Below are 17,341 nucleotides of genomic sequence, written 5' to 3'. Positions count from 1 at the left end.
GGTGTAGCGATGCACGGAAAAATATTAGTGGTCGATGACGAACAGCCGATTGCAGATATTATAAAGTTTAATTTGGAGAAGGAAGGGCATCAGGTTATTTGCGCTTTCGATGGCGGTGAGGCGGTACGGCTTGCGTTCGAGGAGCTTCCTGATCTTATTTTGCTGGACCTGATGCTGCCTGTAAAGGACGGTATGGATGTATGCCGCGAGGTTCGCGCCAAGCTGCAAATGCCAATCATAATGCTGACGGCCAAGGATACGGAAATTGATAAGGTGCTTGGGCTTGAGCTGGGCGCTGATGATTATGTGACAAAACCATTTAGCACAAGGGAATTGCTCGCGCGAGTGAAGGCGCATCTGCGCAGGCAGCAAAAGACAGAAGAAGCTGCAAGCGGTGATCATGCTGGCACTGCCGATCATTCCGCCGAGCAGGAGCAGCAGGGCTTTAAGCTGTTCAACCTATTTGTGGATACTGATATGTATGTCGTTTATAAGGACGGCGTACCGCTTGATCTGACTCATCGTGAGTATGAGCTCGTTTATTATATGGCCCGCAACAGCGGCAAGGTGATGACGCGGGAGCATTTGCTTCAAGCAGTATGGGGATTTGAGTATTTCGGAGACGTGCGAACGGTTGATGTTACGATTAGAAGATTGCGCGAGAAGATAGAGGATGATCCAAGTCGCCCTGAGTACATTATGACACGGCGCGGTCTTGGCTATATGATGCGCAACTCCAAGTCCGGAGGCTTCGGCCCAGGATGAAGGGCAAAAGTTTTTTTCGCACAATCCAAGTAAAGCTGGTCATCATCTATTTGCTGCTTATATTGGTGGCTATGCAGTTGATCGGTGTTTATTTTATAAGTACGGTCAAAAACTCCTTAATTGACAGCTTCACGAAAAATTTGAAGGAGCAAGCGGATATCTTATCTAAGTTTGCAGCTCCGAGCTTAGCGGCTAAACCAGATACTGAGGGTGATTCTGCGGAAAGCACGACAGAGGATCTTAGTTTGGTCGTTCGCAATCTGTTCAGCATTAGCGGCGCCGAGGTGCAGGTGCTTGATTCGAACGGGAAGATGGTAGCGACGTCCGTTCAAAGCAACGAGACCTATATTGGCCAGAAGAACAAGTCGCTTGCTGTAAGCCGGGCACTTCAGAACATTACAGACAATGAGCAAGAAATTATAGATGATGATAATACACGCAAAAAGATGATTGCCCAGCCAGTGACGATTAATGACAACAAGGTGGTTGGGGTTGTATATGTCGTTGCGTCGATGAACGAGCTGTATGAGACCGTCAACAGGGTCAATCAGATATTTTTCTCAGGGACACTTATTGCGCTTGGTCTCACTGGTGTGCTTGGCATATTGCTTGCTCATACCATTACGAGCCCGATTCAAGGTCTGACGAGGCAAGCAGAGGCGATTTCACAAGGGAAATTCGATCTGCAGGTGCCCGTGCTTGGCGATGATGAGATTGGCAGCTTGAGCGTTGCCTTCAACGATATGACGATTCGGCTTAAAGAAGCTCTATCGGTAAATGAAGAGGAAAATGAGAAGCTGAATTCCGTTCTCTCCAACATGAGCGATGGCGTTGTTGCAGCGGATGAGAACGGCAAGGTCATCGTATGGAATAGGAGAGCACTAGAATTGCTCGACGTACGCTCCTGTGAAGGACTTGAGTTGTCCGAGCTGTTCGATCTATCCGAGGAACGGCTCGAAGAGCTGCAGCAAGGGCGCGGTCAGACACTGCTTATTGAACGTGATGAGGATGGGCAGGAGATGAACGATAATGATGAGGGGCTGCTTAAAGTAACATTTACGCCTATTCATCGTCGGGATAAGGGCATTACCGGAACGATTGCTGTCTTGCAGGATGTGACAGAACAAGAGAAACTTGAGCAATCGCGGCGTCAGTTTGTCGCGAATGTATCGCATGAGCTGCGTACACCGCTTACTACAATTAAGAGTTATGCAGAAGCACTTAATGACGGTGCACTGGATGAACGGGAGTTATCCGAGCGGTTTGTTGGCGTTATTCGCAATGAAACGGAGCGGATGATTCGGCTCGTCACAGATCTGCTGCATTTGTCGCGGCTCGATTCAAACCAAGCGCCGCTGCGCCGCAGACAGACAAATGTTCATGACATGCTTGATGAAGTGGCAGATCGTTTCTCATTTCAGCTTAGGCAGAAGTCGATTAAAGCCGCAGTGAGCGTTGATCAAGGGCTGGAGTCCGCTTGGCTGGATCGCGATCAGATTGATCAGGTGCTTGATAATTTATTCTCCAATGCAATCAAATATACGCTGGACGGTGGAACGATTGAATTAACGGCGAAGAAGCCGGCCGATTCGGCATCACTTTCAATTAGTGTGAAGGATACTGGCATTGGAATTCCGAAAAAGGATTTGAATCGTATTTTTGACCGCTTCTATCGTGTAGATAAAGCTCGCTCACGCAATATGGGCGGAACAGGCCTTGGGCTTTCGATTGCCCGGGAAATTGTGAAGGCACATAGCGGTACGATTTCACTTGATTCCGAGCTAAATGAAGGAACTACGGTTACATTTACTCTTCCACTTCTACAGGAAGGGGGCGAGCTGGCATGAAAGAAAAAATAAAGACAACAACGCTTATCCTGCTAGTCGTGCTTAGTCTCCTTCAAAGCTATTTGCTTGCATACAGCATGCCTGGTCTTGGCGCTACGGTAAGAAGCGATCAGGATTATGTTAATTCGGAGCCAATAGGAAAACCGACAAGCGTAGAGAGTGTTATTTTTCCAGAAGCGTTAGTTATCCACTTAGGCGGCAATAAGCATACCATCATCTATCCGGGGACACAGTTCTACGAGATGATTCTTAACCAGCGCATTCAGGGTAGAGAATTTAAAGGGTTCCAGCGAAGCCCTTCGGATGTGCTCAACTGGGAAGAAATTCGCAAAAATGATATCGGTATCGAGCTTCGCTTTGATAACGGCATTCCAGTAGAGCTGCTGCAGAAGCTGCTTAAGCTGGAAGGTGATTTGCTGTTCTTGAACGAAACGATTGACCGCATCTGGATCTTCAAGACGTCGGGCACCGAGGAAATTCGAACGTTCTTTTTTAGCGCTGATGGCGAGATGGTTTACGAGTCCGTTCGTGCGGATCTGACAGTACGCGATGTGCAGGACTATGTGGGGTTCGGGCAGTTCCAGCCTAAGTACACCATGACAGCAGACGGCCTTTATATTCCAGTTGCACCGATTCAGTCAACGGAAATCGTATTTCCTTACGAGACGTATTCGCCGGATTTGATGAAACGAAGCTTATTTTTCGATCAAAGCACAACAAGAGCAATTGAAGACCGAGGCGGTTCGCAAATCTATACAGACGGCAAGCGGGGATTGCAGGTAGAACAGAACGGCAAGTGGATCAGCTATACAGATCCAAGCGCTCCGCAAATTACGGAAAACTTGCTTAGCGACAATGTGTATGCCTCAGTAGATTTTGTCAATCAGCATGGCGGATGGGACGGCACACATCGTTTTGTGAATGCTATGCCAGGCAGCGAAGGCAAGGATATTAGATTTAAGCAATATGTCGAGCAGTATCCTGTTATGGATACGAAGCCGTTCCGCTATGGGTACATGAGATTAAGGCTTCAGCAAGGTGTCGTAACCGAATATTCGAGAACACTTATTACGCTTGGAGCGCAGTCGGAATCGAGGAATGTTCGCTGGTTGTCAGGCGGGGAAGAGCTGGAGAAAACGCTCAGTAATTACGATAGACGCAGCGAAGTGACAGCATTGTTCCCAGCGCTGCAAGCAGCTCCGATCGATGAGAACAGACTTCGGTTCATACCGGTATGGGCTGTTCGCTTGAAAGACGGTACGGAAGAAATATTGGTAGAGGCGTATCGAAGCGGATATACGCCGCCTGAGCAGAAGGATGAGGACGCTGTGCAAGGTGAGGCTGATGGCAATTCAGATAAGCCAAATGATACGACAGCAACAGCAGCTAATGCTGCAGGAGCGGTAAGCTTATCAGTGGGTGCGAGCCAGATTCGTTCGCTTAATGGACCATAGAAATAGGATACGAAAGCAGGAGGTGAAAGCGATTGGATTGGGGACGAGCGAAAAACGTGCTTATTATTTCGTTTTTGCTGCTCAATGTATTACTTGGTTATCAGCTATGGCTGGATATCAGGGAACAGTTGAACATTAATGTAAATACGGCGGAGCTGCCGCAGGATAAGTTACTGCTCATGCAGCAGAAGCGTATTTCGTTAGAAGCCAATCTGTCGCTGGAAACACCTGAGCTCAAGGACTTAACTTATTTGCTCCACTCTGACAGCCGCAAAAATGCGGAGCCAGTCATATTGAAAGAACCGGTGGATAGTACGATCATCTATTCCAAAAAAGAATTAATAAAGACACTGGGAGATCGTATTCCTGAGCTTGATCAATATGCTTTTGATTTGCTGAACAGCAGCGTAGGCGAGTCTGTTTTTTATCGAGTAGTAGAAGGACGTCCGATGTTTGATGTGAAGCTGAAGCTTTATATTAAAGATCAGAAGATTACTTCTTTTTTGCAGGATCGCGTAGAGCTGCTCGGATCAGGTGAAGCCAAGCAGGTGCTGCCAGCTGCCAAGGTGGTAGCGAGCTTGATTGAAACTTATTTACCCGATGGTGCGGTCATTACCGATATCCAGCTTGGCTATAAAGGACAAATCTTTGATTCGGAGCGTCAAGTATCGGTGCCCTCATGGCGTGTTATGCTGGAGGACGGTCATCAGTTTTATGTGCATGCCATCAGCGGCGAGGTTGCAACGGATGATGAGCAAGGGGAAGCGGCAGCGAACGGTTTACGTTAACGGGAGCAGGAGAAGGGACAGGAAAAAGCAATTATGGGACTTCGATTTACAGTACTAGGAAGCGGTTCGACTGGCAATGCAACCATCGTGCAGGGAAATGACAAGATGGTCATTGTAGATGCCGGTATGAGCGCGAAGAAACTGGATGAACTCATGCGCGAGCGCGGAGTAATGGGTCATCAATTGGACGGGCTGTTCGTCACACATGAGCATTCCGATCATATTAAGGGATTGGGTGCTTTTGCAAGGAAATATGATTTGCCCATTTATGCCAATGAGGCAACGTGGGCTGCAATGGAGAGGCATGTTGGCACGATTGCTCCAGAGAAGCGAGTGTTTATGGAGACAGGTGAAGAGGTGAACCTCGGTTCAATGGCCATTCAATCGTATCCGATCTCGCATGATGCGGCAGAGCCTGTAGGCTATTGCTTTGTAGAGAATGGCGAGAAGCTGAGCCTAGCTACTGACCTTGGGTATGTAAGTGAAAAGGTCAAACGTCAAATTATTGATTCCGATGTGCTTGTACTTGAGGCCAATCACGATACGGAAATGCTTCGTATGGGGCGTTACCCGTGGAATACGAAGCGCCGGATATTGAGCGACGTTGGCCATTTATCCAATGTGGCTGCAGGCGAAGCGCTGCTAGAGCTCATGACAGATCGAACAAAACGCGTTTATTTGGCTCATTTGAGCCTTGACCATAATTTAATGGATTTGGCAATGCTGACCGTGAATACTATATTAGAGGACCATGGAATATTTTATAAGAAAGAAGAACACCCTCTACGCGCAACCTATCACGACCGACCTACGTCATGGGATGTAGTGAAGCAGAAATAAGGGATTCCAGCTGTGCATCAAGCGCATCCGCTTTAGCACTTAGCTCTTCTCTAGTAAGTATGCCCTTATCTATAAACAATTCTAGCATCGCACTTAAGGTGAGAACGGTACGGTAGTGATCATCCTTTAAATCTGCTAGCTTTGCAGCAAGCTGAACATGTTCCCAAGCGACAGGCGTTTTGGCTTTCATATATCATTTCTCCTTTAGTGGAACGACTTTTGAAGCGCAACAAAAAACTTCTGATAAGCATCGCATGATTCTATTATTATTTTAGTCATTTCTTCCGAAAACATTCCTAGATTCAAAAAAATAGTCTTGATGTCCGAGGCATTGAGAGGGGCGATAGTAATGAGCTTATTCGACGACGATTTTTATTCAACCAAAGTATCCAAGCGTGCTGCTCGCGAGAGTAAGAAAGGAGACTTTGCATTTCGATATAAGAGCGGTGGACGCAAGTGGTCCAACGTTCGTATTGCATTTGTATCTTCTATCACGAGCGCGGTAGCTGCAACGTTGTTGTTCGGTGCTGTGTTTGGCGGCGGAGGCAGTGGTACGACCAGCGGCGGCGGTGCTGCACCGGTAACGGGTGGTATACAAGTGATTGATCCGCTTGAGCGTCCTATACAGGCTTCAGCGAAAGTAAGACCGGCCGTCGTAAGCGTCATTAATCAGCAAATGTTCTCTCTTGGAATTGGAAAAGACAAATCGCAGCCGGAAAAAGAAGAAGGCAAAGGTACACTTCGTGAAGCGGGTGTGGGCTCAGGTGTCATCATTAGCAAGAAGGATGGCAAAGCGATTATTATTACGAATTACCACGTCATTGATCAGGCACAAGCGGTAAAGGTTGTACTGATGAATGGAGAAGCGCGTGAGGCACGTATTGTCGGTAAAGATCAAATTACGGATCTTGCAGTGCTGGAAATTGACGCAAAAGGAATCGAAGTCGTTGCAGAAATTGGCGATTCGTCTGCGCTTCGCCCTGCTGAATATATTATTGCGATCGGCAACCCGCTCGGACTCGGAGAGTCTGTGACAACGGGCAGCGTGAGCAAGACAAGACAAATTGTGCCGGTATCACTTAATCAAGATGGAGTATACGACTGGGAACAAGAGGTTATTCAAATTGATGCATCCATAAACCAAGGAAACAGCGGCGGACCGCTTATCGATTTGAATGGACGTGTAGTTGGCATCAACAGTATGAAAATAGCTGATCTTGGCGTAGAGGGCATTGGCTTTGCTATCCCAATCAATCTGGCTATGCCGATTGTTGAAAGCTTAATTAAGCTGGGCCATGTGCCGCGTCCATATCTTGGCGTATATACGATGGATTTGGAGCAATATTGGGAGCAGCAGGACTTTGAGGATGCGTACAGCAATCCTGGCGAAGGCGGGATTTTGCCGGAGGGCGATGTTCCTCATGACGAAGAAGAGGCTGACCCAGGCGATGATCAGATTCTTGAGGGCGGACAGAAGCTTACGCTGCCAGACGAGGTTTACGACGGTGTAATCGTGCTTGAAGCGGTTGGCCCTGCTAAGGATGCAGGTTTGCTGTTCAATGACGTGATCGTTAAGCTGGATCGTCATCCGATCAGCAGTACGATGGATCTTCGCAAATATTTGTACCAACAGAAGAAAATTGGTGACGAGATTGAGATTAGCTTTTACCGTGATGGGAAGCTGAAGGTTACGAAGTTTAAGCTGGCTGAGAAGACAGATGAGGAATAAGTTCGAGTGCAAAAGCTGGATTAAGCTTGGTTAGTTGAAGCTTATTGAGCTGGAATTTTAGGATTAGCTTGAAGAAGCCGCGGTATGCAAATGGTAGCCCATTTGTATGCTGCGGTTTTTTTGTGCGTGAATGCGGGGAGCATACTGGGAAAGGGATCGTGCGGGGATAATACGGAAATTGTCGTCTTCACATGGAGAGGCGTTTTCTGATATGCTGTGTATAGACAATAAGGACGACCATCAACTAGGGATAGGAAGCGTGCAGACGATGTATTGTGTATGTAAAGAGCATATTGAGAAATCATTGGACCGTTTTGTAGATGAGTATGAGGATGCACCAGACGTAGTAGATCTGAAGGAAACACAATTTGCAGATTGGGATCCACCGCGCAAATGTGATTTTTGTGAAGAGCCAGCTACTTTTTTGGTGGTGTAGAAATGCATATACAGATAGCTGCTGTTGGTAAGCTGAAGGAAAAGTACTTAGTGCTTGGCATAGCGGAATATGCCAAGCGGTTAGGGCCTTACGTGAAGCTTACGCTCACGGAAGTGCCCGATGAGAAGGCGCCGGAGACGATGAGTGCGGCGGAGGAAGCGATTGTGCGCGAGCGAGAGGGCGAGAGGCTTCTAGCGCAGCTGAAGCCTGATGCGCATGTTGTCGCGCTCGCGCTGGATGGCGAGCTCTGGTCAAGCGAGGATCTCGCGGGCCAGCTCGATAAATTAGCCACGTATGGGCGCAGCCACGTGGCTTTTGTTATTGGCGGGAGTACGGGATTGTCTCCCGCTGTGATGAAGCGCGCCCAGCAGAAGCTGAGCTTTGGGCGCATGACCTTGCCGCACCAGCTGATGCGTCTGGTGCTGATTGAGCAGATTTATCGCGGAGTGAAGATAAATCGGGGAGAACCGTATCATAAGTAAACCGAATTATTTTGAACAAAACTCTTATTTGATACTGAATAGCACAATTGAGTTAGGGTGAGACTTAACATAGATATTATTTAAACAGATCAAAAAGCCGATTCTTCCTTCTGGGAGAATCGATTTTTCGTTAGAGGGGCTTGTTGGAATTACGGGAAAAGAACGACAAAAAGGGCAAGCGAAATTGTCCTTGTTTTATCCTATAACATTCAAATTAAATTGAAATAGGGTGGGAGTATGGATAAGGAATATAAATTAGCTAGCCAATTATTAACACTGCTTGATACGGAACAAAGGTGGTTTACCTTAGCCGAAGTTGAGAAGAGTTTAGGAATCTCAGATAAAACCATACGTAAGATGGTTGAAGAGATAAGCAAGCAGCTGCCACCTGATATCACCATTGAGGTGACTAGAGGAAAGGGAGTATTTCTTCGACGTGATGGACGAGGGAAGACGATTAGTGAAGTGGTTTCTTTTATGCTCAGACAAACCACCTTTTATCGGCTGATGAATCTATTGTTTACCACTGACGGACGATTCTCAGTTGAGGAGCTTGCTGGTGAAATGTTTATGAGCACCTCGTCTTTGAAGAAGTTGATTGTAAATTTAAATAATAATGATCTGAAACCGTATAAGCTGCACATTACTTATTCCAGCCCTAAGATCAAAGGGAATGAAATGAATATACGGTATTTTTATTTGAAGCTATATTGTGATGCCTATGACTTTACAGGATGGCCCTTTGAGAATATTAACTTTGCTTATATTAATGAGTTAATCACAAATATAGAGAATGAGAAAAATATAGTTTATTTTATCAATTCCAAAAGGAAATTATCCTTTTTGCTGGCGATTGTAGTCGATAGAGTTACGAGAGGGAAATGTGTAAAAGTCGACGAGGTCAGATATCCCTGGGAAAAAGGGATGTTTTATTTGCCGGTGAAAGCTCTTGCGAAGAGTCTAGAAGAACAGCTTTCTATAGAATTTCCTGAAAGTGAACTATTCTTTATGCAATCAAGAGTGAGACTCAGCCAATACCATTATTACGAAGGATCGGAAATGACACCGATAAAAGAATTCGAATTATACAAGGATAAAGAAGAGTATCAAATGGGTAATCTGCTTTTTACATTACTGGCAAAGGTATATCCGAATATGGATATGGAAGAACGATTTACATTGGAGGTATATGACTTCATTGACAAGCTTTTAATGGATAATGCCATTCCTGAATGGATGATGATTTCAAAAAGCAATTTATCGACATATGTTCAAAAAGAGTGCCAGCAGATATATCAACAATTGCAAGACTGCATGAAAACGTGGAATGAAGCTTATCCCTCTGTCTTGTATAATGATTTCCATTTAACAAAACTAACCTTAATTGTTCGTTCAAGCTTACGTTATAAAAGAAAAAAGGCCTTTTTAGTGATCGGTGAAGAATTTTCAATTCGCCATTACATAGCGGATTTGATTAAAAAGGAAATTGGGGATCAGTTGATCGTTAATACTTCCATTATGAAAGGACTAACCGACGAAATGGTGCAGCAGCATCAAATCGATTTCGTCATTAGTAATTTCCCGGTTGCATTAAAGACAGTACCTGTTGTTACGATTTCTACGATTCCATCTAAAAGAGATCTGGACAATATTCGTAAAGAATTACTTTTATAATTTGACCAATTATTTTCCGTACCCTACGTAAGATTTTGGTCTAGTTTGCGATGATAAAAAACCTTATGCTCAAAGCAGGTTCTAAACGATTAAGGCTGACCTTCCTTAAGGAAATTCGTTTGGAAAATACTAAAGCATCTATTTTCCCGTCGGTAAATGGAAGCGATTTCGGAAAATCTGAGTGCAGTATTCAGATTATTGGAGGAAACCATATGAGCAGGCATTTAGGTGCAAAAAAAGGAGAAATAGCAGAACGTGTTTTGCTTCCAGGAGATCCTTTGCGTGCAAAATTTGTAGCAGAGAATTTTTTAGAGGAAGCCTATTGCTATAACGAAGTAAGAGGTATGTATGGATACACTGGGTTATACAACGGTGTGCCGGTGTCGGTTCAGGGGACAGGGATGGGTAACCCATCAATGAGCATATATGCAACGGAACTGATCATCGATTACGAAGTGAAGAAATTGATTCGCATTGGCACATGTGGCGCGATGCAAGAAGAAGTAAATATCCGTGATATTGTATTAGCCCAAGCCGTGTCTTCAGACAGCAATCTGACGGAGAAAATTTTCCATGGCTGCAACTATGCGCCTACGGCAGATTTCTCATTGTTAATGAAAGCATATCAGCACACACAAGGTAAGCAAGCGAAAGTCTTTGTTGGCAACATTTATAATTCTGATGAATTTTATCGTGAAACGTTGGATCGACTTCACAAATTTATGGACTTTGGCGTATTAGCAGTAGAAATGGAAAGCACCTCGCTCTATACTTTGGCTGCTAAATATGGTGTAAAAGCACTGTCGATTCTGACCGTGGGCAGTCAATTATTAACGCAGGAGCACTTAACTCATCAAGAAAGTGAACAGTCCTTTTATGAAATGGTAGAAATAGCTCTTAATACAATCATTGATGACACTAGTTTATAGGTTTAAGGGTTAGGAAAAGAGAGTGAGAAAGAAATGAGAGTAATTCTGTCCGGATTGCAGTGGATGATTTTTATGATCGCAGGCGCAATTGCTGCACCAATTGCTATCGCAGATTTATATAACTTAACACCCATTGAGACTGCTGGACTCATCCAGAGTACAATTATTACTTTGGGGATAGCGGGCTTTTTACAAGGCCTGATTGGTCATAAACTTCCTATTCATGAAGGTCCGGCAGGGTTATGGTGGAGCATTTTTACCATTTACGCGAGTTTAGTGGGGGTACTATATTCTTCTAACATTGATGCTCTGCAAGCTTTAAGTGGAGGAATGATCATTAGCGGTGTCTTATTCATCCTAATTTCAGCCTTTAAGCTAATGGATAAAATAGCCCGATTATTTACACCAACCATCACTTTTATATATTTACTGTTATTGATCTTTCAATTAAGCGGTTCTTTTATGAAAGGGATGATGGGAATTACATCTAGCCATACGACGTTAGATGTTAAAGTGTTTTTGCTTAGTGTGATTGTGGTTTGCATTACCTTTTGGTTAGGGAGCTGCCGCATCGCGTTACTTCGACAATTTTCGGTGATCATTAGTATATTGTTAGGTTGGCTATTATTTATAGTTTTTGGTAATATACCGGTTTTTTCACAAGCAAAAAACCTAGTTAATTTACCCGAAATGTTGCCATTTGGATGGCCGCGATTTGACGGTGGGACCATCACTACAGCGTTGTTATTAACACTGCTGTTAATAACCAATGCGATTGCATCCATCCGGTTGATGGAAACCGTGATAGAGCAAAAGCAATCCACGGATCATCGCCGTTATTGGCGTGCTGGAATTATTTCCGGGGTTACACATTTTATTGGCGGCTCTTTAGGAGCGATTGGCTCGGTGCCTATTTCGGGAGCAGCGGGATATGTTGAACAGACAGGTATGAGAGAGCGTAGGCCGTTCTTAATAGGGTGCAGCTTAGTGATCGTTTTATCCTTGTTTCCGCCAATTATGAATGTCATATTTATTGTTAGTGGAGTTTCCCTGCTAGTGGGTGTGGGTTTAATGTTTATCCCTTCATCAGCCACAATCCATTTATCTCCGATCGTGATCGCCATTTTAAATAATGGGTTAATATGCGGAAGCCTGTTAGCGATTATTTTGGAACAGGGGTTCATGTGGAGGGAAAAACAGCGGAGTAAAGTAAAACAATAAACAAAAATTTGGAGGGGTAAAGATGCATTATCTCATCTCTGTTGCTGGTCTAATTCTTGTACTAATACTGGCATGGCTTGCAAGTAATGATAAGAAAAAGATTAAATATCGACCAATTATTGTCATGATTGTTGTTCAGATTGTTTTAGGAATACTTCTACTAAAAACGAGTATAGGGGAATTGTTAATTAAGGGCTTTGCCAATAGTTTTGATAAATTACTGGGATATGCAAATGAAGGGATTAACTTTATTTTTGGTGGAATGGCAAATGAAGGGGCACACACGTTTTTCCTCTTTGTATTGATGCCTATCGTATTTATGTCAGCGATTATCGGGATTCTGCAACATTATAAAATACTGCCGTTTATTATAAAGTATATTGGTCTGGTCCTAAGTAAAATAAATGGTATGGGGAAATTGGAATCCTATAATGCGGTTGCGGCTGCCATTGTCGGACAAAATGAAGTGTTTATTTCGGTGAAAAACCAACTCGGATTATTGTCTAAGCAGCGTCTGTACACATTATGTGCATCAGCAATGTCGACGGTATCCATGTCAATCGTTGGTTCTTATATGACGATGCTGGAGCCTAGATATGTTGTAGCTGCATTAATACTAAACCTATTTGGCGGTTTTATTATTGCATCCATCATCAACCCATATGAGGTTAAACCTGAAGAGGATATTGTTGAAGTTCAGGAACAAGAAAAACAAACGTTTTTCGAAATGCTGGGCGAGTATATCATGGATGGCTTTAAGGTAGCCGTCGTGGTTGGGGTTATGTTGGTTGGTTTCGTTGGGTTAATTGCTTTAATTAACGGCGTTTTCGCTGGAATATTCGGTATCTCGTTCCAAGAAGCATTAGGTTATGTCTTTGCACCGGTTGCCTTTGTTATGGGTGTGCCATGGTCTGAGGCTGTTAGTGCAGGCAGTATCATGGCGACCAAATTAGTGGCGAATGAATTTGTGGCTATGCTTGATTTTGTAAAAATTCAAGACGGCTTTAGTGATCGTACGACAGCCATCGTCTCTGTATTTCTAATCTCATTTGCTAACTTTGGGTCCATTGGTACAATCGTGGGTGCCGTAAAAGGTTTGAATGAAAAACAAGGGAATGTGGTTGCTCGATTTGGATTAAAGTTGTTATATGGCGCGACACTTGTAAGCGTTTTATCAGCCATCGTTATCGGAATCATATTTTAGTTGAGTACAGCTAAAATAGAAGGAGCATTAACATGAAACAAACACCTCGGTTTAAGCGGATTTTCGTCATCGTTATGGATTCTGTAGGCATCGGTGAAGCTCCGGATGCTGAAAAGTTTGGGGATACAGGATCACATACATTACGGCATATTGCAGAAAAAATGAATGGGCTGCATGTTCCTGTTTTATCTAAGTTAGGGTTAAGCCATATTGACCAAATACCCGGAGTGCCCAAAGTAGAGCAGCCTTTAGCTTATTTCACCAAAATGCAGGAGGCGTCGAATGGGAAGGATACGATGACTGGACACTGGGAGATTATGGGCATTAAAATCGATGTTCCTTTCAAAGTGTTTCCTGAAGGATTTCCAAATGAATTAATTAACGAATTAGAGCAAAAAACGGGTCGAAAGGTTATTGGGAATAAGCCAGCTAGCGGTACAGCTATTCTCGATGAACTAGGGCAAGAGCATATGAACACTGGTGCACTCATTGTCTATACTTCAGCAGATTCAGTGATTCAGATTGCCGCTCATGAAGAAGTTGTTCCTTTGGAAGAGCTTTATCAAATCTGTGAGATAGCCAGAGAGATTACGCTACGTGAGGAATACATGTTAGGCAGAGTGATCGACAGGCCATTCCTCGGAGAGTCTGGAAAATTCAAGAGAACATCGAACCGTCATGATTATGCCTTGAAGCCTTATGGAAGAACCGTGATGAATGAGCTCAAGGATGCTGGGTTCGATGTATTAGCGATTGGCAAAATCTCAGATATATATGATGGTGAAGGTGTCACCAAGTCTTTACGCACAGTATCAAACATGGATGGCATGGATAAACTCATGGAGACCATTCATACTGATTTTACAGGACTTAGTTTTCTGAATCTTGTTGACTTTGATGCACTTTATGGACATCGTAGAGACCCGATCGGGTATGGGAAAGCGCTAGAACAATTTGATGATCGATTAAATGAAGTTCTTGCCGAGCTGAGCGAAGATGATCTTCTCATGATTACAGCAGACCATGGCAATGATCCTGTTCATGTGGGTACAGATCATACCCGTGAATATGTTCCTTTACTCATCTACAGCAAGAGTTTCACTGAGCAAAGTGAGCTACCCGTAAGTAAGACATTTTCGGATATTGGGGCAACGGTTGCAGATAACTTTGATGTGAAAATGCCGCAGTTTGGACAGAGCCTCTTACAGAAGCTTAAATAAACTTGATTGAATAGCCAATGTACTGGCTGGTTGAGAAAACGAGGGTCATTAATGTTTGTGAACCTAGAGAAAGTAACGTCATAATGAAAGAAGCCTGCCAAAATGGCAGGCTTTTGGCTTTTTAAGCGATTATATTTATAAGGAATAGCCCATCACTCTTAACAGTAACGTTAATGATAAAATTTGAATGAGTAATAAGTTCGAGATTTGGAGTTATAAGTGGCGATGAACTCCTAATATTTTCGCCTTACTTGTGATATGCTGAACCGTACCATAAGTAGGGGTAAGTATCTGTTGTACAGCACTACGTTTCAAGGGGGCAGTCAATGAACAAAACAGATCGTTTATTAGCCATCGTGCTGGAGCTGCAAGGTAGACAAGTGGTACGTGCCGAAGATTTGGCGGCCCTATTTGAAATTAGCGTGCGGACGATCTATCGTGATATTCAGGCGCTCAGCGAAGCGGGCGTGCCGATTATAGGCACTACAGGCACAGGGTATTCCTTAATGGAGGGATATTTTCTACCGCCGATCAGTTTCACGATAGGGGAAGCCGTGACCTTGCTTATAGGAACGGACTTTATCGAGCAACGATTTGATGATGATTATCGTGACAGAGCTAAAGCCGCTAAGAGGAAAATCGAGGCCATTCTATCAGACGGTGTACGCAATGAGACCTCCCGTATACGCAGGGCGCTGCGATTGCTCGCTCCAGGCAAACAGGCAGCTCCGTCAAATGAAAAGGAAAACCTCGATAAGATTCGCCGAGCGATATTAGATGGGCGAAAGATCAGATTTCATTATTCGAAAGGAACTACGGATTCCACGGGGAATCGCCATAGCGATCGTACTGTCGCTCCCTATGGCCTCGTACTCGTTGAAGGGTTATGGATGCTCGTGGCGCATTGCGACTTACGCCAAGACATTCGCCATTTCCGTTTATCCCGAATAACCGAACTTGTCGATCTGGAAGATCGATTCGAACCGCCTGCCCATTTTAACTTAAGGGAGTATCACCCTACAGATGATCGACATCTGCGAGTGCACCTCCGATTTAATCATAATGTCGTAGATAAAGTGAAGGAATCGAATAATCGATTTATTGAGGGTATGGAAGAGAATCAAGATGGATTGGATGTAGTATTACGCGTTCGTCATCTGGACGATTTGATGCAATGGGTTCTGAGCTGGGGAGGGAACGTGAGGGTAGTAGAGCCTGAATCATTCCGAAATCGGATTTACGAGGAAGCCGAAAAAATGCTTAAACGCTACTGACATTACGTTGTCAGTAGCGTTTTTGTATATTAGGTGTATGAGAATAGCGCAGTGTTTTGGAGATAGGGTGACCTTTCTCATAATCTTTTTATAGAGGTGGAATTTATTCATGAGTAATATCAAATGGGAAGTGGATCCGGACCACAGCTCCGTCGAATTTTCGGTGACGCATTTAATGATTAATAAAATTAAAGGAGTATTTGAGCGTTTCCAAGCGATTATAAGTTTTGATCCCAACGAGTTAACAACCATGGGTATCCAGGCTTCCATAGAAGCAAATAGCATTACAACTCGTCAAGCACAACGAGATGAACATTTGAGGAGCGACGATTTTCTTCATGCTGACAAGTATCCAACTATTGCGTTTCAAAGCACCAACTGCGTCTATGCTGGCGAAAGGCAGTATGAACTTACGGGCAATCTAACTCTGCATGGAGTAACCAAACCTGTCACTTTTCATACCGTTTTTGAAGGACTAAACAAAGACCCTCGCGGCCGGGAACGTGTAGGCTTTCATTCAACAGCCAGTATTGATCGTAATGAATTTGGTTTGAAATTCAACTCGCCTCTTGAAACGGGTGGAATTATTGTCGGAAATGAAGTGATAATCGAACTTTATATTGAGGCAATTAAAGTAAATTAGGGATCCAAAAGATCATCCTTTTATCGGGATGGTCTTTGTTCAAAAGCTGGCCGTTACAGACAAAGCGGAGAACCATGCCATATGTGACGGCGAAAAACTTTGTTGTGGAAAGTTGGAGAGTATTGTAGGAAACTTTATTTCCAAAATTCAGGTGAAAAGTAGGTAGACTCAGGACATGCGATCACTATAATGGAAATAAGATACATATATAGAACCAATCTATAAGATATAAACAAGAATCAGACTGAGTAAGAAAGCAATTAGAGGAGGCGATCTCGTGGGAAGATCATTTGCGAATTTGCATATTAAGTCGAAAAACCTTGAAAAGACTGTCGATGCATTAAGAGAGCTAAGTGAAGGGCATGCCACAGTATTAGGCGAGCCAAATAATGAGGCTCAAGAGATCAAAGTCGTCATGTACATAAGCAAAAGCAACGCAAACTGGATCAGCGTACTGCACGATTATTTTGTATGGGGTACGGTGAAGGAGGTTGGAAAAACGTTGTCCCGGCTTATCGAAGAGCCAGTGATGACCGCCGGATATATGAATGAGGAATTATTTGAGTTGTCGTTTTTCGAGAATGGAGATATTAGGGCCGAAAAAATCTTTTGTGAACAGTGGATGAGGGATGAATATGAACAACTCAAAGAAGAGCGTATTAATGATGACTACCTGCGGATAGCGTTGGATATCTGTAATGAGGATTTTGACGACTTCATTAGCATTACGAGTCCAGTACAAGCCGTAGATAAGCTGTCAGAACTCGTAAAAATGTCTTTATGGAGTGATTCGGAGTGGATACCGCACGAAGAATCTCTCAGAAAACAATTTGGG

Annotated in this window: 17 protein-coding genes; 16 read left to right on the top strand and 1 reads right to left on the bottom strand. The window is 43.9% G+C overall.

All coding sequences use genetic code 11. The features are described from left to right. Positions 1-9: 9 nt before the first annotated feature. Genes yycF through AC1DSE_RS06180 form a run of 5 tightly spaced genes read left to right on the top strand, consistent with a single transcriptional unit; the run spans position 10 to position 5,694 of the window. A complete protein-coding gene (yycF, locus tag AC1DSE_RS06200) occupies positions 10-765 on the top strand; it encodes a response regulator YycF (protein ID WP_441878116.1) in 756 nt (251 codons plus the stop codon). Continuing rightward, positions 762-2,612, top strand: coding sequence for a cell wall metabolism sensor histidine kinase WalK (walK, locus tag AC1DSE_RS06195; protein WP_076266553.1), 1,851 nt, complete (start codon positions 762-764; stop codon positions 2,610-2,612). The genes yycF and walK overlap by 4 nt, the downstream gene beginning before the upstream one ends. Continuing rightward, entirely contained in the window at positions 2,609-4,066 is a 1,458-nt protein-coding gene (locus tag AC1DSE_RS06190) for a YycH family regulatory protein (protein ID WP_477511793.1), read from the top strand. The genes walK and AC1DSE_RS06190 overlap by 4 nt, the downstream gene beginning before the upstream one ends. Positions 4,067-4,098: 32 nt before the next feature. Continuing rightward, entirely contained in the window at positions 4,099-4,854 is a 756-nt protein-coding gene (gene yycI, locus AC1DSE_RS06185; protein WP_076266551.1) for a two-component system regulatory protein YycI, read from the top strand. 33 nt (positions 4,855-4,887) lie between these two features. Further along, positions 4,888-5,694 (top strand): MBL fold metallo-hydrolase, encoded by an 807-nt coding sequence (locus tag AC1DSE_RS06180; protein WP_076266550.1) that lies wholly within the window; start codon positions 4,888-4,890, stop codon positions 5,692-5,694. Here AC1DSE_RS06180 and AC1DSE_RS06175 read toward each other — a convergent pair. Next, positions 5,663-5,884, bottom strand: a complete 222-nt coding sequence (locus tag AC1DSE_RS06175; RefSeq protein ID WP_054025729.1) for a hypothetical protein — start codon at positions 5,882-5,884, stop codon at positions 5,663-5,665. The genes AC1DSE_RS06180 and AC1DSE_RS06175 overlap by 32 nt on opposite strands. 159 nt (positions 5,885-6,043) lie before the next feature. Between AC1DSE_RS06175 and AC1DSE_RS06170 the strand changes: the two genes are divergently transcribed. The 11 genes from AC1DSE_RS06170 to AC1DSE_RS06120 form a co-directional block, all read left to right on the top strand. Beyond that, complete coding sequence (locus AC1DSE_RS06170) at positions 6,044-7,423, top strand: S1C family serine protease (RefSeq protein WP_477511792.1); 1,380 nt, start codon at positions 6,044-6,046, stop codon at positions 7,421-7,423. A gap of 268 nt (positions 7,424-7,691) precedes the next feature. After that, on the top strand, positions 7,692-7,859 hold the full coding sequence (locus AC1DSE_RS06165; RefSeq protein WP_477511815.1) for a CxxH/CxxC protein: 168 nt from the start codon (positions 7,692-7,694) through the stop codon (positions 7,857-7,859). A 2-nt stretch (positions 7,860-7,861) separates the two neighbouring features. Further along, the gene (gene rlmH, locus AC1DSE_RS06160) at positions 7,862-8,341 is read left to right on the top strand and encodes a 23S rRNA (pseudouridine(1915)-N(3))-methyltransferase RlmH (RefSeq protein ID WP_339205773.1); all 480 of its coding nucleotides are present in this window, start codon (positions 7,862-7,864) and stop codon (positions 8,339-8,341) included. 237 nt (positions 8,342-8,578) lie between these two features. After that, positions 8,579-10,015: a helix-turn-helix domain-containing protein gene (locus tag AC1DSE_RS06155; RefSeq protein WP_477511791.1), complete on the top strand. Its 1,437-nt coding sequence runs from the start codon at positions 8,579-8,581 to the stop codon at positions 10,013-10,015. 212 nt (positions 10,016-10,227) lie between these two features. Further along, complete coding sequence (gene deoD, locus AC1DSE_RS06150; RefSeq protein ID WP_477511790.1) at positions 10,228-10,944, top strand: purine-nucleoside phosphorylase; 717 nt, start codon at positions 10,228-10,230, stop codon at positions 10,942-10,944. 33 nt (positions 10,945-10,977) lie between these two features. Further along, positions 10,978-12,165 carry a purine/pyrimidine permease gene (locus AC1DSE_RS06145; protein ID WP_477527499.1) on the top strand — a complete coding sequence of 396 codons (1,188 nt, stop codon included), beginning with the start codon at positions 10,978-10,980 and terminating at the stop codon, positions 12,163-12,165. Positions 12,166-12,187: 22 nt separating this feature from the next. After that, complete coding sequence (locus AC1DSE_RS06140; protein ID WP_339205764.1) at positions 12,188-13,369, top strand: NupC/NupG family nucleoside CNT transporter; 1,182 nt, start codon at positions 12,188-12,190, stop codon at positions 13,367-13,369. A 32-nt stretch (positions 13,370-13,401) separates the two neighbouring features. Further along, positions 13,402-14,589, top strand: coding sequence for a phosphopentomutase (gene deoB / locus AC1DSE_RS06135; protein WP_477511788.1), 1,188 nt, complete (start codon positions 13,402-13,404; stop codon positions 14,587-14,589). Positions 14,590-14,915: 326 nt separating this feature from the next. After that, positions 14,916-15,863 carry a helix-turn-helix transcriptional regulator gene (locus AC1DSE_RS06130; RefSeq protein WP_477511787.1) on the top strand — a complete coding sequence of 316 codons (948 nt, stop codon included), beginning with the start codon at positions 14,916-14,918 and terminating at the stop codon, positions 15,861-15,863. Positions 15,864-15,972: 109 nt separating this feature from the next. Beyond that, on the top strand, positions 15,973-16,506 hold the full coding sequence (locus tag AC1DSE_RS06125; protein ID WP_477511786.1) for a YceI family protein: 534 nt from the start codon (positions 15,973-15,975) through the stop codon (positions 16,504-16,506). Between the two features lie 277 nt (positions 16,507-16,783). Then, positions 16,784-17,341, top strand: a 558-nt coding sequence (locus tag AC1DSE_RS06120) for a hypothetical protein (RefSeq protein ID WP_477527498.1), incomplete at its 3' end; no start/stop codon positions are given.

This window comes from Paenibacillus sp. 01L418 (genome assembly GCF_056400045.1).
The sequence above is the reverse complement of the archived record's forward strand: the minus strand, read 5'-3'. Positions and strand labels throughout refer to the sequence as shown.

Excerpts from the sequence above, each read along its gene's own strand:
- yycF (WP_441878116.1), top strand. The coding sequence starts at position 10 with ATGCACGGAAAAATATTAGTGGTCGATGACGAACAGCCGATTGCAGAT.
- walK (WP_076266553.1), top strand. The coding sequence starts at position 762 with ATGAAGGGCAAAAGTTTTTTTCGCACAATCCAAGTAAAGCTGGTCATC.
- AC1DSE_RS06190 (WP_477511793.1), top strand. The coding sequence starts at position 2,609 with ATGAAAGAAAAAATAAAGACAACAACGCTTATCCTGCTAGTCGTGCTT.
- AC1DSE_RS06180 (WP_076266550.1), top strand. The coding sequence starts at position 4,888 with ATGGGACTTCGATTTACAGTACTAGGAAGCGGTTCGACTGGCAATGCA.
- AC1DSE_RS06175 (WP_054025729.1), bottom strand. The coding sequence starts at position 5,884 with ATGAAAGCCAAAACGCCTGTCGCTTGGGAACATGTTCAGCTTGCTGCA.
- AC1DSE_RS06170 (WP_477511792.1), top strand. The coding sequence starts at position 6,044 with ATGAGCTTATTCGACGACGATTTTTATTCAACCAAAGTATCCAAGCGT.
- AC1DSE_RS06165 (WP_477511815.1), top strand. The coding sequence starts at position 7,692 with ATGTATTGTGTATGTAAAGAGCATATTGAGAAATCATTGGACCGTTTT.
- rlmH (WP_339205773.1), top strand. The coding sequence starts at position 7,862 with ATGCATATACAGATAGCTGCTGTTGGTAAGCTGAAGGAAAAGTACTTA.
- AC1DSE_RS06155 (WP_477511791.1), top strand. The coding sequence starts at position 8,579 with ATGGATAAGGAATATAAATTAGCTAGCCAATTATTAACACTGCTTGAT.
- deoD (WP_477511790.1), top strand. The coding sequence starts at position 10,228 with ATGAGCAGGCATTTAGGTGCAAAAAAAGGAGAAATAGCAGAACGTGTT.
- AC1DSE_RS06145 (WP_477527499.1), top strand. The coding sequence starts at position 10,978 with ATGAGAGTAATTCTGTCCGGATTGCAGTGGATGATTTTTATGATCGCA.
- AC1DSE_RS06140 (WP_339205764.1), top strand. The coding sequence starts at position 12,188 with ATGCATTATCTCATCTCTGTTGCTGGTCTAATTCTTGTACTAATACTG.
- deoB (WP_477511788.1), top strand. The coding sequence starts at position 13,402 with ATGAAACAAACACCTCGGTTTAAGCGGATTTTCGTCATCGTTATGGAT.
- AC1DSE_RS06130 (WP_477511787.1), top strand. The coding sequence starts at position 14,916 with ATGAACAAAACAGATCGTTTATTAGCCATCGTGCTGGAGCTGCAAGGT.
- AC1DSE_RS06125 (WP_477511786.1), top strand. The coding sequence starts at position 15,973 with ATGAGTAATATCAAATGGGAAGTGGATCCGGACCACAGCTCCGTCGAA.